The sequence below is a fragment of the Citrobacter amalonaticus genome (assembly GCF_001559075.2).
In the GTDB taxonomy this organism is placed as follows: domain Bacteria; phylum Pseudomonadota; class Gammaproteobacteria; order Enterobacterales; family Enterobacteriaceae; genus Citrobacter_A; species Citrobacter_A amalonaticus_F.
This window is the reverse complement of the sequence record NZ_CP014015.2, coordinates 2,634,854-2,649,099: the sequence shown is the minus strand read 5'-3', so window position 1 is coordinate 2,649,099 and position 14,246 is coordinate 2,634,854. Positions and strand designations below refer to the sequence as shown.

Sequence of the window (14,246 nt, the reverse complement as noted above, 5' to 3'; positions counted from 1 at the left end):
ATCCTCGGAAAATGAACGATATCGCGCATAACCTGGCACAGGTCCGGGACAAAATCTCAGCCGCCGCATCGCGTTGCGGGCGCGCTTCAGAAGAAGTTACGTTACTTGCAGTGAGTAAAACTAAACCTGCGAGCGCCATCGAAGAAGCCATCGCCGCCGGTCAGTTGGCCTTTGGTGAAAATTACGTGCAGGAAGGGGTGGAGAAAATTCGCCACTTTCGCGAGAAAGGCATTGCCGGCCTGCAATGGCACTTTATCGGCCCGTTACAGTCCAATAAAAGCCGTCTGGTGGCCGAGCACTTTGACTGGTGCCATACCCTCGACCGCCTGCGCATTGCTACCCGGCTGAGCGAACAGCGTCCGGCAGAACTGGGACCGCTGAACGTACTGATTCAAATCAACATCAGCGATGAAAACAGCAAGTCCGGCATTCCGCTGGAGGAACTGGACGCGCTTGCCGCAGAGGTCGTCGAATTACCGAATCTTCGTCTGCGTGGTCTGATGGCGATCCCTGCTCCTGAGTCAGATTATGTAAGGCAGTTTGAAGTTGCCCGCCAAATGGCTGTAGCATTTGCCGGGCTGAAAACGCGCTATCCTGACGTCGATACCCTGTCGCTGGGTATGTCGGATGATATGGAAGCCGCCATTGCGGCGGGTAGCACGATGGTACGTATCGGCACCGCCATTTTTGGTGCACGTGATTACACAAAAAATTAAGGAAATCTGAGGAACGCCATGAATACGTTGACCTTCTTGCTCTCAACGGTAATTGAGCTGTACACCATGGTGCTGTTATTGCGCGTGTGGATGCAATGGGCTCGCTGTGACTTTTATAACCCTTTCTCCCAGTTTGTGGTGAAAGTGACGCAACCGATTATTGGGCCGCTGCGCCGTATTATTCCCCCGATGGGACCGGTCGACAGCGCATCGCTGCTGGTTGCGTTTATCCTCAGCTTTATCAAAGCGATAGTGCTGTTTAAAGTGGTGACGTTCCTGCCGATCGTCTGGATCGCCGCCGTGCTGATCGTGCTCAAAACCATCGGCCTGTTGATCTTCTGGGTGCTGCTGGTGATGGCCATCATGAGCTGGGTAAGCCAGGGCCGTAGCCCGATTGAGTATGTGCTGATTCAACTGGCCGATCCGCTGTTGCGCCCGATTCGTCGCATTCTTCCGGGTATGGGCGGCATCGATTTCTCGCCAATGATTCTCGTCCTGCTGTTGTATGTGATCAACATGGGGATTGGCGAGGTTCTGCAGGCAACCGGTAATATGCTGCTGCCGGGGCTGTGGATGGCGCTATGAGTGCCGTAACCCGCTGCGATGACGGACTGGTTTTACGGCTCTATATTCAGCCGAAAGCCAGTCGCGACAGCATTGTCGGTTTACATGGCGACGAACTGAAAGTCGCCATTACCGCCCCGCCGGTAGATGGCCAGGCGAACAGTCATCTGGTGAAGTTTCTCGGTAAGCAGTTCCGCGTGGCAAAGAGCCAGGTTGTCATTGAAAAGGGTGAACTTGGCCGCCATAAACAGGTTAAAATCATTCATCCGCAACAGATCCCGCCAGAAGTCGCGGCATTAACTGATTAGGTATCCTATGCAAAAAGTCGTCCTCGCAACCGGCAATGCCGGTAAAGTGCGTGAGCTCGCGTCGCTGCTCAGCGATTTCGGGCTTGATGTGGTAGCGCAAACGGATCTCGGCGTCGATTCTGCCGAAGAGACCGGGCTAACCTTTATTGAAAACGCGATCCTGAAAGCGCGCCATGCCGCACAAATCACCGGTTTACCGGCGATTGCCGACGACTCAGGTCTGGCCGTTGACGTGCTGGGCGGCGCGCCGGGGATCTACTCCGCGCGCTATGCCGGTGAAGACGCAAGCGACCAACAGAACCTGGAAAAGCTGCTGCATACCCTGAAGGATGTGCCGGACGAACAGCGTCAGGCGCGTTTCCACTGCGTGCTGGTTTATCTGCGTCATGCTGACGATCCTACACCGCTGGTGTGCCATGGCAGTTGGCCAGGCGTGATTGCGCGTACGGCAGCAGGCAACGGCGGCTTTGGCTATGACCCGATCTTCTTCGTGCCTTCGGAAGGCAAAACCGCCGCCGAACTGACGCGTGAAGAGAAAAGCGCGATTTCTCACCGCGGGCAAGCGCTGAAGCTGCTGCTGGAAGCCTTACGTAATGGTTAAGTTGCCGCCGTTGAGTCTTTACATTCACATTCCGTGGTGCGTGCAGAAATGCCCATACTGCGATTTCAACTCGCATGCGTTAAAAGGTGAAGTCCCGCACGATGATTACGTCCGGCATTTGCTGAGCGATCTCGACGCGGACGTTGCGTATGCGCAGGGCCGTGAAGTGAAGACGATTTTCATCGGTGGCGGTACGCCGAGCCTGCTTTCCGGCCCGGCGATGCAAACGCTGCTCGATGGCGTGCGTGCGCGCCTGAATCTGTCAGCGGATGCGGAAATTACGATGGAAGCGAATCCGGGCACGGTCGAAGCCGATCGCTTTGTCGATTATCAGCATGCCGGGGTGAACCGTATCTCTATCGGCGTGCAGAGCTTTAGCGAACCCAAACTGAAGCGTCTGGGACGCATTCACGGCCCGCAGGAGGCCTGCCGCGCGGCGAATCTCGCCAGCGGCTTAGGCTTGCGCAGCTTTAACCTCGATTTAATGCACGGCCTGCCGGATCAGTCGCTGGACGACGCGCTGGATGACCTGCGCCAGGCGATTGCGCTGAATCCGCCGCATCTCTCGTGGTATCAGCTGACGATTGAACCGAATACGCTGTTTGGTTCTCGCCCGCCAGTGTTACCGGACGATGATGCGCTGTGGGATATCTTCGAGCAGGGCCACCAGCTGTTAACCGCCGCAGGTTATCAGCAGTATGAAACCTCAGCCTATGCCAGACCGGGCTATCAGTGTCAGCACAACCTGAACTACTGGCGCTTTGGCGATTATCTGGGCATTGGCTGCGGCGCGCACGGTAAGGTCACGTTCCCCGATGGCCGCATTCTGCGCACCACCAAAACGCGCCATCCGCGTGGCTATATGCAAGGGCGTTATCTGGAAAGCCAGCGTGATGTGGAGCAGGTCGATAAACCGTTTGAATTTTTCATGAACCGATTCCGTCTGCTGGAAGCAGCGCCGCGAGCTGAATTTACGCAGTATACGGGATTGTCGGAGACGGTGATTCGTCAGCCGCTTGATGAGGCCATTGCCCAGGGGTATCTGACCGAGTGCGAGACGTACTGGCAGATCACCCGGCACGGCAAGCTGTTTTTGAATTCGCTGCTGGAGCTGTTTCTGGCGGAGTAATACGGTAACGATGTAGTGAACGTAGGCCTGATAAGCGTGGCGCCATCAGGCAATTTGCCGGATGGCGGCTGCGCCTTATCCTGCCTGGAACAGGCCTGGACGCAGCCGTCTTCAGCGATTAATACTGATTAAACATCGTCTGGATCTGTTTCGGATCTTTGGTCTGGGTCAACGCCAGTTGCAGCAGCACGCGTGCCTTCTGTGGGTTCAGGGAACCAGAGGCAACGAAACCGTACTTCGCATCATCAATTTCAGCATCCTGCGTGGTTGAACCGGTCGGTACGCGGGAAGAACGCACTACAACCGTCCCTTTATGCGCCGCGGTTGCCAGCGTATCGAAGACCGTTTTGTACAGGTTGCCGTTACCCACACCAGCGCTCACAATCCCATCATAACCTGCATCCACCAGCGCTTTTGCCGGCAGATCTGAAGCATTCGCGTAGTTATAGACGATACCCACCTTCGGCAGTTCATTCAGCTTAGAAACGTCGAAAGGCGTGGAGGTGGTGTGCTTACGCGCAGGCGTACGCTGGTAGTCGATTTTGCCGTTATGAATGTAGCCCAGCGGTCCGTAGTTTACGGATTTGAAGGTCGCCACATCCGTGGTATTGGTCTTGGTTACGTCACGACCGTCAAGCACGGTGTCGTTCATCACCACCAGCACGCCACGATTGGCAGAGGCTTTATCCGCTGCCGTTACAACGGCGTTGTAGAGGTTGAACGGACCGTCCGCGCTCATCCCGGTGGACGGACGCATCGCCCCAACCAGTACCACCGGCTTGTTGCATTTCACGGTCAGATCGAGGAAGTAAGCCGTCTCTTCCATCGTGTCAGTACCGTGCGTAATCACGAAACCGTCGGTGCTGTCACACTCAGTATTGATCTTCTTCGCCAGAGTTAACCAGACGTCGTCGTTCATATCCTGTGAACCAATATTGACAACCTGTTCGCCCTTAACGTTAGCAATATCCTTAAGTTGAGGAACGGCTCTGACCAGATTCTCTACGCCAACCTTACCCGCCGTATAGTTGGATTTGGTTGCGGAGTCACCGCCACCGGCAATCGTCCCGCCCGTCGCTAAAATAGTGACGTTTGGTAAGGCGAGCGCCGCGCCGCTGAAGCCCATAACCAGTGCAGCCAGTGCCGTTTTCCTGAAAAACTCCATGTTATTTCTCCAGTTACGTGAATTTGCCGCATTATCCCAATGCCAGAGATGAATAATGTGATTTCATCCAATTAACCAGACAAATGTATCTATCAGATTGTTAAATTTAGAGGTGGATATCAAAACGAGGTGGAAAGGCAAAAGAAAATGGCACAGAGGCGATCTGTGCCATTGTTTTATATGAAAAGTTTATTTAAGGGTGCTGACCAGCGCCTTGCGGTTATCTTCCAGCGTCACCACGCGACTGCACACGTCTTTACCGAACTGCTGGAAATCTTTTTCCTGCTTCTTCCATTCGTCCTGAATCGATGTCTGTAGTCCGCCAAGACTGCCCAGTACGCCCTGCAGCGGGTTACCGCCGCCTTTCAGGACGGCTTTTGCACCCATTTCGTTGATGCTGTCCTGCAAAATGCCGCCCATCGCCTGGTTCACCAGTTGCTGACCGTCGGCACGGACCTGATCGATAGCCTTGTAGTGGAACGTCAGGCCGTCAGTGCGATGCTCGATAATCCGGTTCATCTGCTCTTTCAACTGAGCATCCAGCTTCGTCAGACGACCCCGCATGTTGCTGCTCTCGCCCACTTCTTTGGCGATAATTTTATCCAGTGCCACGCGCCCTTTTTCGACACGATTTCTGGCACCTTCATCAATCCACGGCAGCGCGCTGCGCAGTTCGGCCTGGTAATCTTTCGCCTGCTCGCGCTGTGCGGCGCTCAGCGTGTACTGCTTACCGTTGTATATCACATTGCCGTCCGGCGTGATCACCAGGTTGCCGTTTTCACCCTTCACCTGCACCGTTTGCGGGCTCAGAATCACATCGTCACGCGGCGTGACGCTGCACTGGTAGTCTGCATGAGCGGCCATCGCCGTTACAGAAAGGGCTGCCGCCAGCAGCGTTTTGCGCATCATAACTTTCCCTCAAGACAAATCGGGCCAGCAAATGCTGGCCCCGTATGCGTAGTTAGTCCCACCAAACGTCGAAAAGTTCGCTGGTACGCACTTCTTCAAGTTTGTGTTCTTCCAGCCACTTACGCACAATCGCCTGATGCTCTTCAGTGCATTTGCCGATTTCCTGCATGCAGATCAGACCTTCCCAGGCCAGATAACCGCTGCCGTCAAAGGCCAGTTTGTTCGGTTCAATAACGTCATTGATAAAGTCATCAACAATTTTATCAACCTGCTCTTCAGATGTGCCTTCCGGGAAACGCCATGCCACCGAAAATCCTAATTCCTGGAATTCGTCGATGTGCATTTTTTTACGCAGACGACGGCTACGGTTCTTTGCCATTATTTCACCCTCTCGAACATTAAGTCCCATACGCCGTGACCAAGACGATGGCCACGTTGTTCAAATTTGGTTACCGGGCGCGATGGTGGGCGCGGTACGTAATCGTTACTCTCCGACAGGTTTTTATACCCGTCAATGGAGGACATCACTTCAAGCATGTGCTCTGCATAGGCTTCCCAGTCAGTCGCCATGTGGAACACGCCGCCCAGTTTCAGTTTGCTTTTGACCAGCTCGGCAAACGGTACCTGAACGATACGGCGTTTATTATGACGTGCTTTGTGCCACGGGTCAGGGAAAAAGAGCTGAACCATCGTTAAAGAATTGTCAGGAATCATTTTATGCAGTACTTCGACCGCGTCATGACACATCACGCGCAGGTTCTCAACGCCCTCTTCATGCGCCGACGCCAGACATGCGCCCACGCCTGGTGAGTGAACTTCAATACCGAGGAAATTTTGCTCCGGACGCGCTTTCGCCATCGCCACCAGAGAAGCGCCCATACCGAAGCCAATCTCCAGCGTGACCGGCGCTTCACGGCCAAACAACGTCGCGAAATCCACCGGCTCTTCGCTGAATTCAACGCCCATCACCGGCCAGTAGTTTTCCAGCGCGTGCTCCTGCCCTTTGGTCAGTCGCCCCTGGCGACGAACAAAACTACGAATCCGGCGCAGTGGACGGCCGTTTTCATCAAATTCCGGTGAGATGACGTCGTTTTTCATAAAAGTTAAGTCTGCTTGTGATTAAGGTCTGAAAACGGGCATTATCCAAAGTTAGTTGCCGGATGCAAGTAAAGGAAGCGCTCACGCTGCGGAAAGTTCCGGTTTACACCCTGTTGCCTCTGTGCTGCAATCTTGCCCCCAACCATAATGAATTCGGTGACCATGCAAGCGTCTCAATTTTCAGCCCAGGTTCTGGACTGGTACGATAAATACGGGCGAAAAACCCTGCCCTGGCAAATTGATAAGACGCCTTACAAAGTATGGCTCTCAGAAGTGATGCTGCAACAGACCCAGGTGACGACGGTCATTCCTTACTTTGAACGGTTTATGGCCCATTTCCCGACGGTGACCGATCTCGCCAACGCGCCGCTGGACGAAGTGCTCCACCTGTGGACGGGGCTCGGTTACTACGCCCGGGCGCGCAATCTGCACAAGGCGGCGCAACAGGTCGCCACACGGCATAACGGCGTGTTCCCGGAAACTTTTGAAGACGTGGCGGCGCTCCCCGGCGTCGGGCGTTCAACCGCCGGCGCCGTACTGTCACTCTCGCTGGGTAAACCTTTTCCGATTCTTGATGGCAACGTTAAACGCGTGCTGGCGCGCTGCTATGCTGTTAGCGGCTGGCCGGGTAAAAAAGAGGTTGAGAAAAAGCTCTGGGATCTGAGCGAGCACGTTACGCCGGTGAAAGGTGTGGAGCGTTTTAACCAGGCGATGATGGATTTAGGCGCGATGGTGTGTACGCGCTCAAAACCGAAATGCTCGCTGTGCCCGTTGCAGAACGGTTGTGTCGCCTGTGCGAATGACAGCTGGTCACTTTACCCCGGCAAGAAACCGAAACAGACGCTGCCTGAGCGGACAGGCTATTTTCTGCTGCTGCAACATCAGGACGACGTTTTACTGGCACAGCGCCCGCCAAGCGGATTGTGGGGCGGGTTATTCTGTTTTCCGCAGTTTGCCAGTGAAGAGGAATTACGGGAATGGCTGGCGCAACGGCATGTGAACGCTGATAATTTGACCCAACTTAACGCGTTTCGCCATACGTTCAGCCATTTCCATCTGGATATTGTGCCTATGTGGCTTACTGTGTCTTCATGCGGTTCATGCATGGATGAAGGCAACGCGCTCTGGTATAACTTAGCGCAACCGCCATCTGTTGGCCTGGCGGCTCCGGTGGAGCGTTTATTACAGCAGTTACGTACCGGTGCCCCCGTTTAACGCACCGGACGATGAAGAGGATGAGTTATGAGCAGAACGATTTTTTGCACTTTCCTGCAGCGTGAAGCAGAAGGACAGGATTTCCAGCTGTACCCGGGCGAACTGGGGAAACGCATTTATAACGAGATTTCAAAAGAAGCGTGGGCGCAGTGGCAGCACAAGCAGACCATGCTTATCAACGAAAAGAAACTCAATATGATGAACGTCGAGCATCGCAAACTGCTGGAGCAGGAGATGATCAACTTCCTGTTTGAAGGTAAAGACGTGCATATCGAAGGTTATACGCCGGAAGATAAAAAATAAGCACGTTGCCGGATGGTTCAACGCTGTCCGGCAACACCGCACAACGACAAACACAACACGCACTCCCGGAATGATGAAAAAATTTCTCGCGCTTGCCGTTATTGCACCGTTGCTTATCTCCTGTTCCAGCTCGACCAAAAAAGGCGATTCTTATAATGAAGCCTGGGTCAAGGATACCAACGGTTTTGACATTCTGATGGGGCAGTTTGCCCACAACATTGAAAATCTGTGGGGCTATCAGGAAGTGCTGATCGCCGGTCCGAAGGACTACGTGAAGTATACCGATCAGTACCAGACCCGCAGCCATATCAACTTTGACGACGGGACCATTACCGTTGAGACCATCGCCGGGACGGAACCTGCAGCACACTTGCGTCGCGCCATCATTAAAACGCTGCTGATGGGTGACGATCCCACCTCCGTCGACCTCTACTCTGACGTCGATGACATTCAGATCTCCCGAGAGCCGTTCCTGTACGGCCAGGTGCTCGATCACACCGGACAACCAATCCGCTGGGAAGGCCGGGCGACGAACTTCGCCGATTACCTGCTGCAAACGCGGATGAAAAGTCGCAGCAACGGGATCCGCATGATTTTCAGCGTGACGATTAACCTGGTGCCGAATCACCTGGATAAACGTGCGCATAAATACCTCGGCATGGTGCGCAAGGCTTCCCATAAATATGGCATTGATGAGTCGCTGATTCTGGCGATTATGCAGACGGAGTCGTCCTTCAACCCGTACGCGGTGAGCCGTTCCGATGCGCTGGGTCTGATGCAGGTGGTTCAGCATACCGCCGGGAAAGACGTTTATCGCTCGCAGGGCCGTTCCGGTACGCCGAGTCGCAGTGAATTGTTCGATCCGGCCAGCAACATTGATACTGGTACCGCATATCTGGCGATGCTCAATAATGTCTATCTGGGCGGAATCGATAACCCTACCTCGCGGCGCTATGCGGTGATTACCGCTTACAATGGCGGGGCGGGCAGCGTACTGCGCGTCTTCTCCAGTGATAAAGTGCAGGCCGCGAATATCATCAACAGCATGACGCCAGGGGATGTGTACCAGACGTTAACCACGCGTCACCCCTCTTCTGAGTCACGCCGCTACCTGTATAAAGTCAATTCCGCGCAAAAAACCTATCGACGGAACTGATCCTTCTCTTCCCCGCTCCCGGTAAAACGGCGAGCGGGCGATCCAAAAGCGTGATAACCATCACCCTTTCGCATTGCAAAAAGGTATTGTTTTGCAATTATTTGTCACAGGTAACAAAAAATCACCCATCGTCGTTGATAGAATCACATCATACAGTCACGGCATTTGTGCCAATCGAAACATCCATTCGCCTTCCTGTGTGAGGAAATTAACATGAATCTTAAGCTGCAGCTGAAAATACTCTCCTTTCTGCAGTTCTGCCTGTGGGGAAGTTGGCTGACCACCCTCGGCTCCTATATGTTTGTCACCCTCAAATTTGACGGTGCTTCTATTGGTGCTGTCTACAGCTCGCTGGGGATCGCGGCGGTTCTGATGCCGACCCTTTTGGGGATCGTGGCGGACAAATGGCTCAGTGCGAAGTGGGTCTACGCCATCTGTCACGTGGTGGGTGCGGTGACACTGTTCATCGCCGCCGAAGTCACCACGCCGGGAGCGATGTTCTTTGTGATCCTGCTTAACTCGCTGGCATATATGCCAACGCTTGGGCTGATCAACACCATTTCCTATTACCGCTTGCAGAACGCCGGTATGGACATTGTTACCGACTTCCCGCCGATTCGTATCTGGGGCACCATCGGTTTCATCGCCGCCATGTGGGCCGTGAGCTTCTCCGGTTTCGAACTGAGCCATATGCAGCTGTATATTGGCGCGGCGCTCTCTGTGGTACTGGTGGTGTTTACGTTGACCCTGCCGCACATTCCGGTGGCGAATCAGCAGAAGAATCAAAGCTGGACTTCTATGCTGGGTCTGGATGCCTTCGCACTGTTTAAAAACAAGCGCATGGCGATCTTCTTCATCTTCTCGATGATGCTCGGCGCAGAACTGCAAATTACCAACATGTTCGGGAACACCTTCCTGCACAGCTTCGACAACAACCCGCTGTTCTCCGGAAGCTTTATCGTTGAGCACGCGTCAGTGATGATGTCGATCTCGCAGATCTCCGAAACCCTGTTCATCCTGACCATTCCGTTCTTCCTCAGCCGTTACGGGATCAAGAACGTCATGCTGATCAGTATCGTGGCGTGGATGTTGCGCTTCGGCCTGTTCGCCTACGGCGACCCGAGCCCGTTTGGTACCGTGCTGCTGGTTCTGTCGATGATTGTTTACGGCTGCGCCTTCGACTTCTTCAACATCTCCGGTTCGGTGTTCGTTGAGAAAGAAGTTCGCCCGGAAATCCGCGCCAGTGCGCAGGGCATGTTCCTGATGATGACCAACGGCTTCGGCTGTATCCTCGGCGGCGTGGTAAGCGGGAAAGTGGTGGAGCATTACACCCTGAACGGCATTACCGACTGGCAGACCGTGTGGCTGATTTTTGCCGGCTACTCACTGGTTCTGGCCTTTGCCTTCGTGGCGCTGTTTAAGTACAAGCACGTTCGCGTCCCGACCGGCACGCAGACCGTCGCACATTAATCTCTCTGCCGGATGGTGACGCTTTCGCGTCTTATCCGGCACATCGAACACCAGGCCGGATAAGCGCAAGCGCTATCCGGCATTCTCCTTCGGTTACTTCAAAACATACCCGTACAACCGCTTAATGCCATCGGCGTCGGTTTCACTGTAAACGCCCTGCAACTCCGGAGAGAAGCCCGGCAGCATATTGACCCCTTCTTCCAGCGCCAGGAAATAACGCTGCACCGCACCGCCCCAGACTTCGCCCGGCACCACGCACAGTACGCCAGGAGGGTACGGTAGCGCGCCTTCCGCGGCGATACGGCCTTCGGCATCACGAATGCGCACCAGTTCAACATCACCACGGATAAAGGCGCGGTGGGCATCCTGTGGGTTCAGCGCCACCGTCGGGAAACTCTCCTGACGGAACATCGCTTTTTGCAGATCCTTCACGTCAAAACTGACGTACAGATCGTGCATCTCCTGACACAGTTCGCGCAGGGTGTAGTCGCGATAGCGCACCGGATATTTATTGAAGATAGTCGGGAGCACCTGCGCAAGCGGCGTGTCGTCTTCGATATGCTGCTCGAACTGCGCCAGCATCGCCGCCAGATGCGCCATCTTTTCCGGACTCTCGGCGGGCGTCAGCAGGAACAAAATAGAGTTGAGATCGCACTTCTCCGGCACAATACCGTTTTCACGCAGGTAGTGGGCCAGAATGGTGGCCGGAATACCAAAATCGGTATAACGCCCGGTCTGCGCATCAATACCCGGCGTGGTGAGCAGCAGCTTGCACGGATCGACAAAATACTGATCGTCGGCATACCCTTCGAAGCCGTGCCATTTCGCGCCCGGCGCAAAGCTGAAGAACCGCCGCTCGCGGGCAATCACCTCGGTGGGATACGACTGCCACGCCTTACCATCCACAACCGGCGGAATGAACGGCGCAAGCAGCTTACAATGGGTCAGGATCGCCTTACGCGCCTCGATCCCCAGCGTCACGCACTCTGCCCACAGGCGTCGACCACTCTCCCCTTCGTGGATTTTGGCATTGACGTCCAGCGCGGCAAACAGCGGGTAGAACGGGCTGGTTGAAGCGTGCAGCATGAACGCGTTGTTCAGCCGCTTATGCGGACAGAAACGCGCCTGACCACGAATATGGTTATCTTTCTTGTGGATCTGCGAGGTCTGCGAGAACCCGGCCTGCTGTTTATGCACCGACTGGGTGACGAAAATACCCGGATCGTTTTCGTTGAGCTCCAGCAGCAGCGGCGAGCCGTCGGCCATCATCGGGATAAACTGCTCATAGCCGACCCAGGCTGAATCAAACAGGATGTAGTCACAAAGATGACCGATTTTGTCGATCACCTGACGGGCGTTGTAGATCGTGCCATCGTAGGTTCCCAACTGGATGATTGCCAGCCGGAAGGGGCGCGGCAATTGCGCCTTTTCGGCTGCTACGTCGCGGATCTGTTCGCGCAGATACGCTTCATCAAAGCAGTGTTCATCGATCCCGCCGATAAAACCAAACGGATTACGGGCAGCCTCCAGATACACCGGAGTGGCTCCCGCCTGAATCAGCGCGCCGTGGTGATTCGATTTGTGGTTGTTGCGATCGAACAACACCAGATCGCCCCGCGTCAGCAGCGCATTGGTGACCACTTTATTCGCCGCTGACGTGCCGTTCAGAACGAAATAGGTTTTATCGGCGTGGAAGACTTTGGCGGCAAACTTCTGCGCATGTTTGGCTGACCCCTCATGAATCAGCAAATCCCCCAATTTCACGTCGGCATTGCACATGTCGGCACGAAAAACATTTTCGCCAAAAAAGTCATAGAAATGACGTCCGGCGGGATGCTTTTTAAAGAACGCGCCGTGCTGATGTCCCGGGCAGGCGAACGTGCTGTTTTTCATTTCCACATACTGCGTTAGCGTGTCGTAAAACGGCGGCAGAAGGTCTTCCTCATACAGGCAGGCGGCAGATTCCAGCTCCAGCCACTCCTGCGCATTGCCGCGAATAACAGCCGTCGCGCCTGCGGGTAGAGCGATGTTCTCTTCGGTGAGAATAAAGACCGGCAGATGAAAGCCCGTGCGTTTGAGTAGCGCAAGAATGCCGCTACGGCTATCGGCAACGGTCATGACGACGGCAGCGACATCAGTAAAGTCGGTACTGTCCAGCGCCACAACGCCGCGATGAGTAGATAAACGAGAAACCAGTTCACTACTGGCGGCAATGTTCATTGATTTCATAAGCGCAAAAACCCGTTTCGGGAGAATAAGAGTCCCGGACAAGGCGCATTGCCCTGCCCCACGAGATGTTTAGGTCAAACTGGTCACCAGCTCCGACCGCCAGACATCAGTAAAAGCAGACCGCTTCTGATTTTACTGTTGTCCTGCAGTGAGCATACGTTGCCCTCACCGCATGGTGAGTAAGAGGGAAGGAATAACGAGAAGAGGCAGCCATCGCGCTAAGCGGCGATGCGAAAGGCGATGTGAAGGTGTTGCGTTCATCCCATGCGGCCCCGAACAGACTGGAGAAAATTCGCGCAATCATGGCACCTTTAACCAGGGGGGGCAAGATTTAATTCTTATGCACACTTGTTGCGGTTAAACAACACGGTAAATGAGAATCAGGTCATAATAATGCAATCTGACAAAATAATTAGCAGGAGCTTACGTGGTAATCGGACCTTTTATTAACGCCAGCGCCGTTTTGGCGGGTGGTGTTATTGGCGCCCTTCTTAGCCAACGTTTACCGGAACGGATTCGTGTCTCCATGACCTCTATTTTCGGTCTCGCGTCGCTTGGCATTGGTATCTTACTGGTGGTCAAATGCGCCAATCTTCCGGTTATGGTGCTGGCAACGCTGGTCGGCGCGTTAATTGGCGAGTTTTGCTATCTGGAAAAGGGGATCAACACCGCCGTCGCCAAAGCGCAGACACTCTTTATGCGATCGGGTAAAAAGCCGCCCCATGAATCGTTTATCCAGAATTATGTCGCCATCATTGTCCTTTTCTGCGCCAGCGGTACAGGGATTTTTGGGGCAATGCGCGAAGGAATGACCGGCGATCCGAGCATCCTGATTGCTAAATCCTTCCTCGATTTCTTTACCGCCATGATCTTCGCCTGCTCGCTGGGTATCGCCGTGTCGGCTATCTCGGCTCCGATGCTGCTCATCCAGCTTTCACTGGCAACCTGCGCGGCGCTGATATTGCCGCTCACCACCCCCGCAATGATGGCCGATTTCAGTTCGGTCGGGGGATTATTGCTGGTCGCCACCGGTTTACGTATCTGCGGGATTAAGATGTTTGCCGTGGTCAATATGCTCCCGGCGCTGCTCCTCGCTATGCCGCTTTCCGCCGCCTGGACCGCGTATTTCGCTTGAGAATGCGTGCAATAACAGCAAAGTGGTGATAGATTGTGCAGTCTGCGTTGAATTGAAGAAATTTCGTTGACGAAACGAGGCGGATCGGTTTTAATGCGCCCCGTTGCCCGGATAGCTCAGTCGGTAGAGCAGGGGATTGAAAATCCCCGTGTCCTTGGTTCGATTCCGAGTCCGGGCACCACTTATTTAAAGAAACCAGCCTACAGGCTGGTTTTTTGCTTTTGGGGTTTCGGCAAAGATCAGCTGGG

At 54.3% G+C, this 14,246-nt stretch carries 15 protein-coding genes and 1 tRNA gene; 11 read left to right on the top strand and 5 right to left on the bottom strand.

The window, feature by feature from the left end:
- The first annotated feature begins 11 nt into the window (after window positions 1-11).
- From AL479_RS12835 to hemW, 5 genes are read left to right on the top strand one after another with little or no spacing between them, the layout of a single operon-like run.
- Complete coding sequence (locus AL479_RS12835) at window positions 12-716, top strand: YggS family pyridoxal phosphate-dependent enzyme (RefSeq protein ID WP_061076327.1); 705 nt, start codon at window positions 12-14, stop codon at window positions 714-716.
- Window positions 717-734: 18 nt separating this feature from the next.
- Complete coding sequence (locus AL479_RS12830; RefSeq protein ID WP_042998061.1) at window positions 735-1,301, top strand: YggT family protein; 567 nt, start codon at window positions 735-737, stop codon at window positions 1,299-1,301.
- The gene (gene yggU, locus AL479_RS12825) at window positions 1,298-1,588 is read left to right on the top strand and encodes a DUF167 family protein YggU (protein ID WP_044255664.1); all 291 of its coding nucleotides are present in this window, start codon (window positions 1,298-1,300) and stop codon (window positions 1,586-1,588) included. Before AL479_RS12830 ends, yggU begins: the two co-directional genes overlap by 4 nt.
- Before the next feature lie 7 nt (window positions 1,589-1,595).
- The gene (locus AL479_RS12820) at window positions 1,596-2,189 is read left to right on the top strand and encodes an XTP/dITP diphosphatase (RefSeq protein ID WP_061076326.1); all 594 of its coding nucleotides are present in this window, start codon (window positions 1,596-1,598) and stop codon (window positions 2,187-2,189) included.
- Window positions 2,182-3,318 (top strand): radical SAM family heme chaperone HemW, encoded by a 1,137-nt coding sequence (gene hemW / locus AL479_RS12815; protein ID WP_061076325.1) that lies wholly within the window; start codon window positions 2,182-2,184, stop codon window positions 3,316-3,318. Before AL479_RS12820 ends, hemW begins: the two co-directional genes overlap by 8 nt.
- A gap of 118 nt (window positions 3,319-3,436) precedes the next feature.
- On the opposite strand, the gene ansB is transcribed toward hemW, so the two are convergent.
- The 4 genes from ansB to trmB form a co-directional block, all read right to left on the bottom strand.
- Window positions 3,437-4,483 carry an L-asparaginase 2 gene (gene ansB / locus AL479_RS12810; protein ID WP_061076324.1) on the bottom strand — a complete coding sequence of 349 codons (1,047 nt, stop codon included), beginning with the start codon at window positions 4,481-4,483 and terminating at the stop codon, window positions 3,437-3,439.
- 189 nt (window positions 4,484-4,672) lie between these two features.
- Window positions 4,673-5,392: a DUF2884 domain-containing protein gene (locus tag AL479_RS12805; RefSeq protein ID WP_061076323.1), complete on the bottom strand. Its 720-nt coding sequence runs from the start codon at window positions 5,390-5,392 to the stop codon at window positions 4,673-4,675.
- A gap of 52 nt (window positions 5,393-5,444) precedes the next feature.
- Window positions 5,445-5,771 (bottom strand): YggL family protein, encoded by a 327-nt coding sequence (locus AL479_RS12800; protein ID WP_061076322.1) that lies wholly within the window; start codon window positions 5,769-5,771, stop codon window positions 5,445-5,447.
- Window positions 5,771-6,490, bottom strand: a complete 720-nt coding sequence (trmB, locus tag AL479_RS12795) for a tRNA (guanosine(46)-N7)-methyltransferase TrmB (RefSeq protein ID WP_061076321.1) — start codon at window positions 6,488-6,490, stop codon at window positions 5,771-5,773. The genes AL479_RS12800 and trmB overlap by 1 nt, the downstream gene beginning before the upstream one ends.
- Before the next feature lie 162 nt (window positions 6,491-6,652).
- On the opposite strand from trmB, the gene mutY reads away from it, so the two are divergent.
- The 4 genes from mutY to AL479_RS12770 all read left to right on the top strand — a co-directional run bounded on the left by mutY (window position 6,653) and on the right by AL479_RS12770 (window position 10,634).
- Window positions 6,653-7,705 carry an A/G-specific adenine glycosylase gene (gene mutY, locus AL479_RS12785; protein WP_061076320.1) on the top strand — a complete coding sequence of 351 codons (1,053 nt, stop codon included), beginning with the start codon at window positions 6,653-6,655 and terminating at the stop codon, window positions 7,703-7,705.
- A 27-nt stretch (window positions 7,706-7,732) separates the two neighbouring features.
- The gene (locus AL479_RS12780) at window positions 7,733-8,008 is read left to right on the top strand and encodes an oxidative damage protection protein (protein WP_042998071.1); all 276 of its coding nucleotides are present in this window, start codon (window positions 7,733-7,735) and stop codon (window positions 8,006-8,008) included.
- 73 nt (window positions 8,009-8,081) lie between these two features.
- Complete coding sequence (mltC, locus tag AL479_RS12775; RefSeq protein WP_071887622.1) at window positions 8,082-9,164, top strand: membrane-bound lytic murein transglycosylase MltC; 1,083 nt, start codon at window positions 8,082-8,084, stop codon at window positions 9,162-9,164.
- Between the two features lie 213 nt (window positions 9,165-9,377).
- Window positions 9,378-10,634, top strand: coding sequence for a nucleoside permease (locus AL479_RS12770; protein WP_061076318.1), 1,257 nt, complete (start codon window positions 9,378-9,380; stop codon window positions 10,632-10,634).
- Between the two features lie 93 nt (window positions 10,635-10,727).
- Here the strand turns inward: AL479_RS12770 and AL479_RS12765 are convergent, their stop codons facing one another.
- Window positions 10,728-12,863, bottom strand: coding sequence for an ornithine decarboxylase (locus tag AL479_RS12765; protein ID WP_061076317.1), 2,136 nt, complete (start codon window positions 12,861-12,863; stop codon window positions 10,728-10,730).
- 427 nt (window positions 12,864-13,290) lie between these two features.
- Between AL479_RS12765 and AL479_RS12760 the strand changes: the two genes are divergently transcribed.
- Both AL479_RS12760 and AL479_RS12755 read left to right on the top strand, forming a co-directional pair.
- Complete coding sequence (locus AL479_RS12760) at window positions 13,291-13,998, top strand: DUF554 domain-containing protein (protein WP_061076316.1); 708 nt, start codon at window positions 13,291-13,293, stop codon at window positions 13,996-13,998.
- A 105-nt stretch (window positions 13,999-14,103) separates the two neighbouring features.
- Window positions 14,104-14,179, top strand: a tRNA-Phe gene (locus AL479_RS12755).
- The last annotated feature ends 67 nt before the right edge of the window (window positions 14,180-14,246 follow it).

What these genes read in the sequence shown, in the direction of transcription:
- AL479_RS12835 (WP_061076327.1), top strand. Translation starts at nt 12, where the DNA reads ATGAACGATATCGCGCATAACCTGGCACAGGTCCGGGACAAAATCTCA.
- AL479_RS12830 (WP_042998061.1), top strand. Translation starts at nt 735, where the DNA reads ATGAATACGTTGACCTTCTTGCTCTCAACGGTAATTGAGCTGTACACC.
- yggU (WP_044255664.1), top strand. Translation starts at nt 1,298, where the DNA reads ATGAGTGCCGTAACCCGCTGCGATGACGGACTGGTTTTACGGCTCTAT.
- AL479_RS12820 (WP_061076326.1), top strand. Translation starts at nt 1,596, where the DNA reads ATGCAAAAAGTCGTCCTCGCAACCGGCAATGCCGGTAAAGTGCGTGAG.
- hemW (WP_061076325.1), top strand. Translation starts at nt 2,182, where the DNA reads ATGGTTAAGTTGCCGCCGTTGAGTCTTTACATTCACATTCCGTGGTGC.
- ansB (WP_061076324.1), bottom strand. Translation starts at nt 4,483, where the DNA reads ATGGAGTTTTTCAGGAAAACGGCACTGGCTGCACTGGTTATGGGCTTC.
- AL479_RS12805 (WP_061076323.1), bottom strand. Translation starts at nt 5,392, where the DNA reads ATGATGCGCAAAACGCTGCTGGCGGCAGCCCTTTCTGTAACGGCGATG.
- AL479_RS12800 (WP_061076322.1), bottom strand. Translation starts at nt 5,771, where the DNA reads ATGGCAAAGAACCGTAGCCGTCGTCTGCGTAAAAAAATGCACATCGAC.
- trmB (WP_061076321.1), bottom strand. Translation starts at nt 6,490, where the DNA reads ATGAAAAACGACGTCATCTCACCGGAATTTGATGAAAACGGCCGTCCA.
- mutY (WP_061076320.1), top strand. Translation starts at nt 6,653, where the DNA reads ATGCAAGCGTCTCAATTTTCAGCCCAGGTTCTGGACTGGTACGATAAA.
- AL479_RS12780 (WP_042998071.1), top strand. Translation starts at nt 7,733, where the DNA reads ATGAGCAGAACGATTTTTTGCACTTTCCTGCAGCGTGAAGCAGAAGGA.
- mltC (WP_071887622.1), top strand. Translation starts at nt 8,082, where the DNA reads ATGAAAAAATTTCTCGCGCTTGCCGTTATTGCACCGTTGCTTATCTCC.
- AL479_RS12770 (WP_061076318.1), top strand. Translation starts at nt 9,378, where the DNA reads ATGAATCTTAAGCTGCAGCTGAAAATACTCTCCTTTCTGCAGTTCTGC.
- AL479_RS12765 (WP_061076317.1), bottom strand. Translation starts at nt 12,863, where the DNA reads ATGAAATCAATGAACATTGCCGCCAGTAGTGAACTGGTTTCTCGTTTA.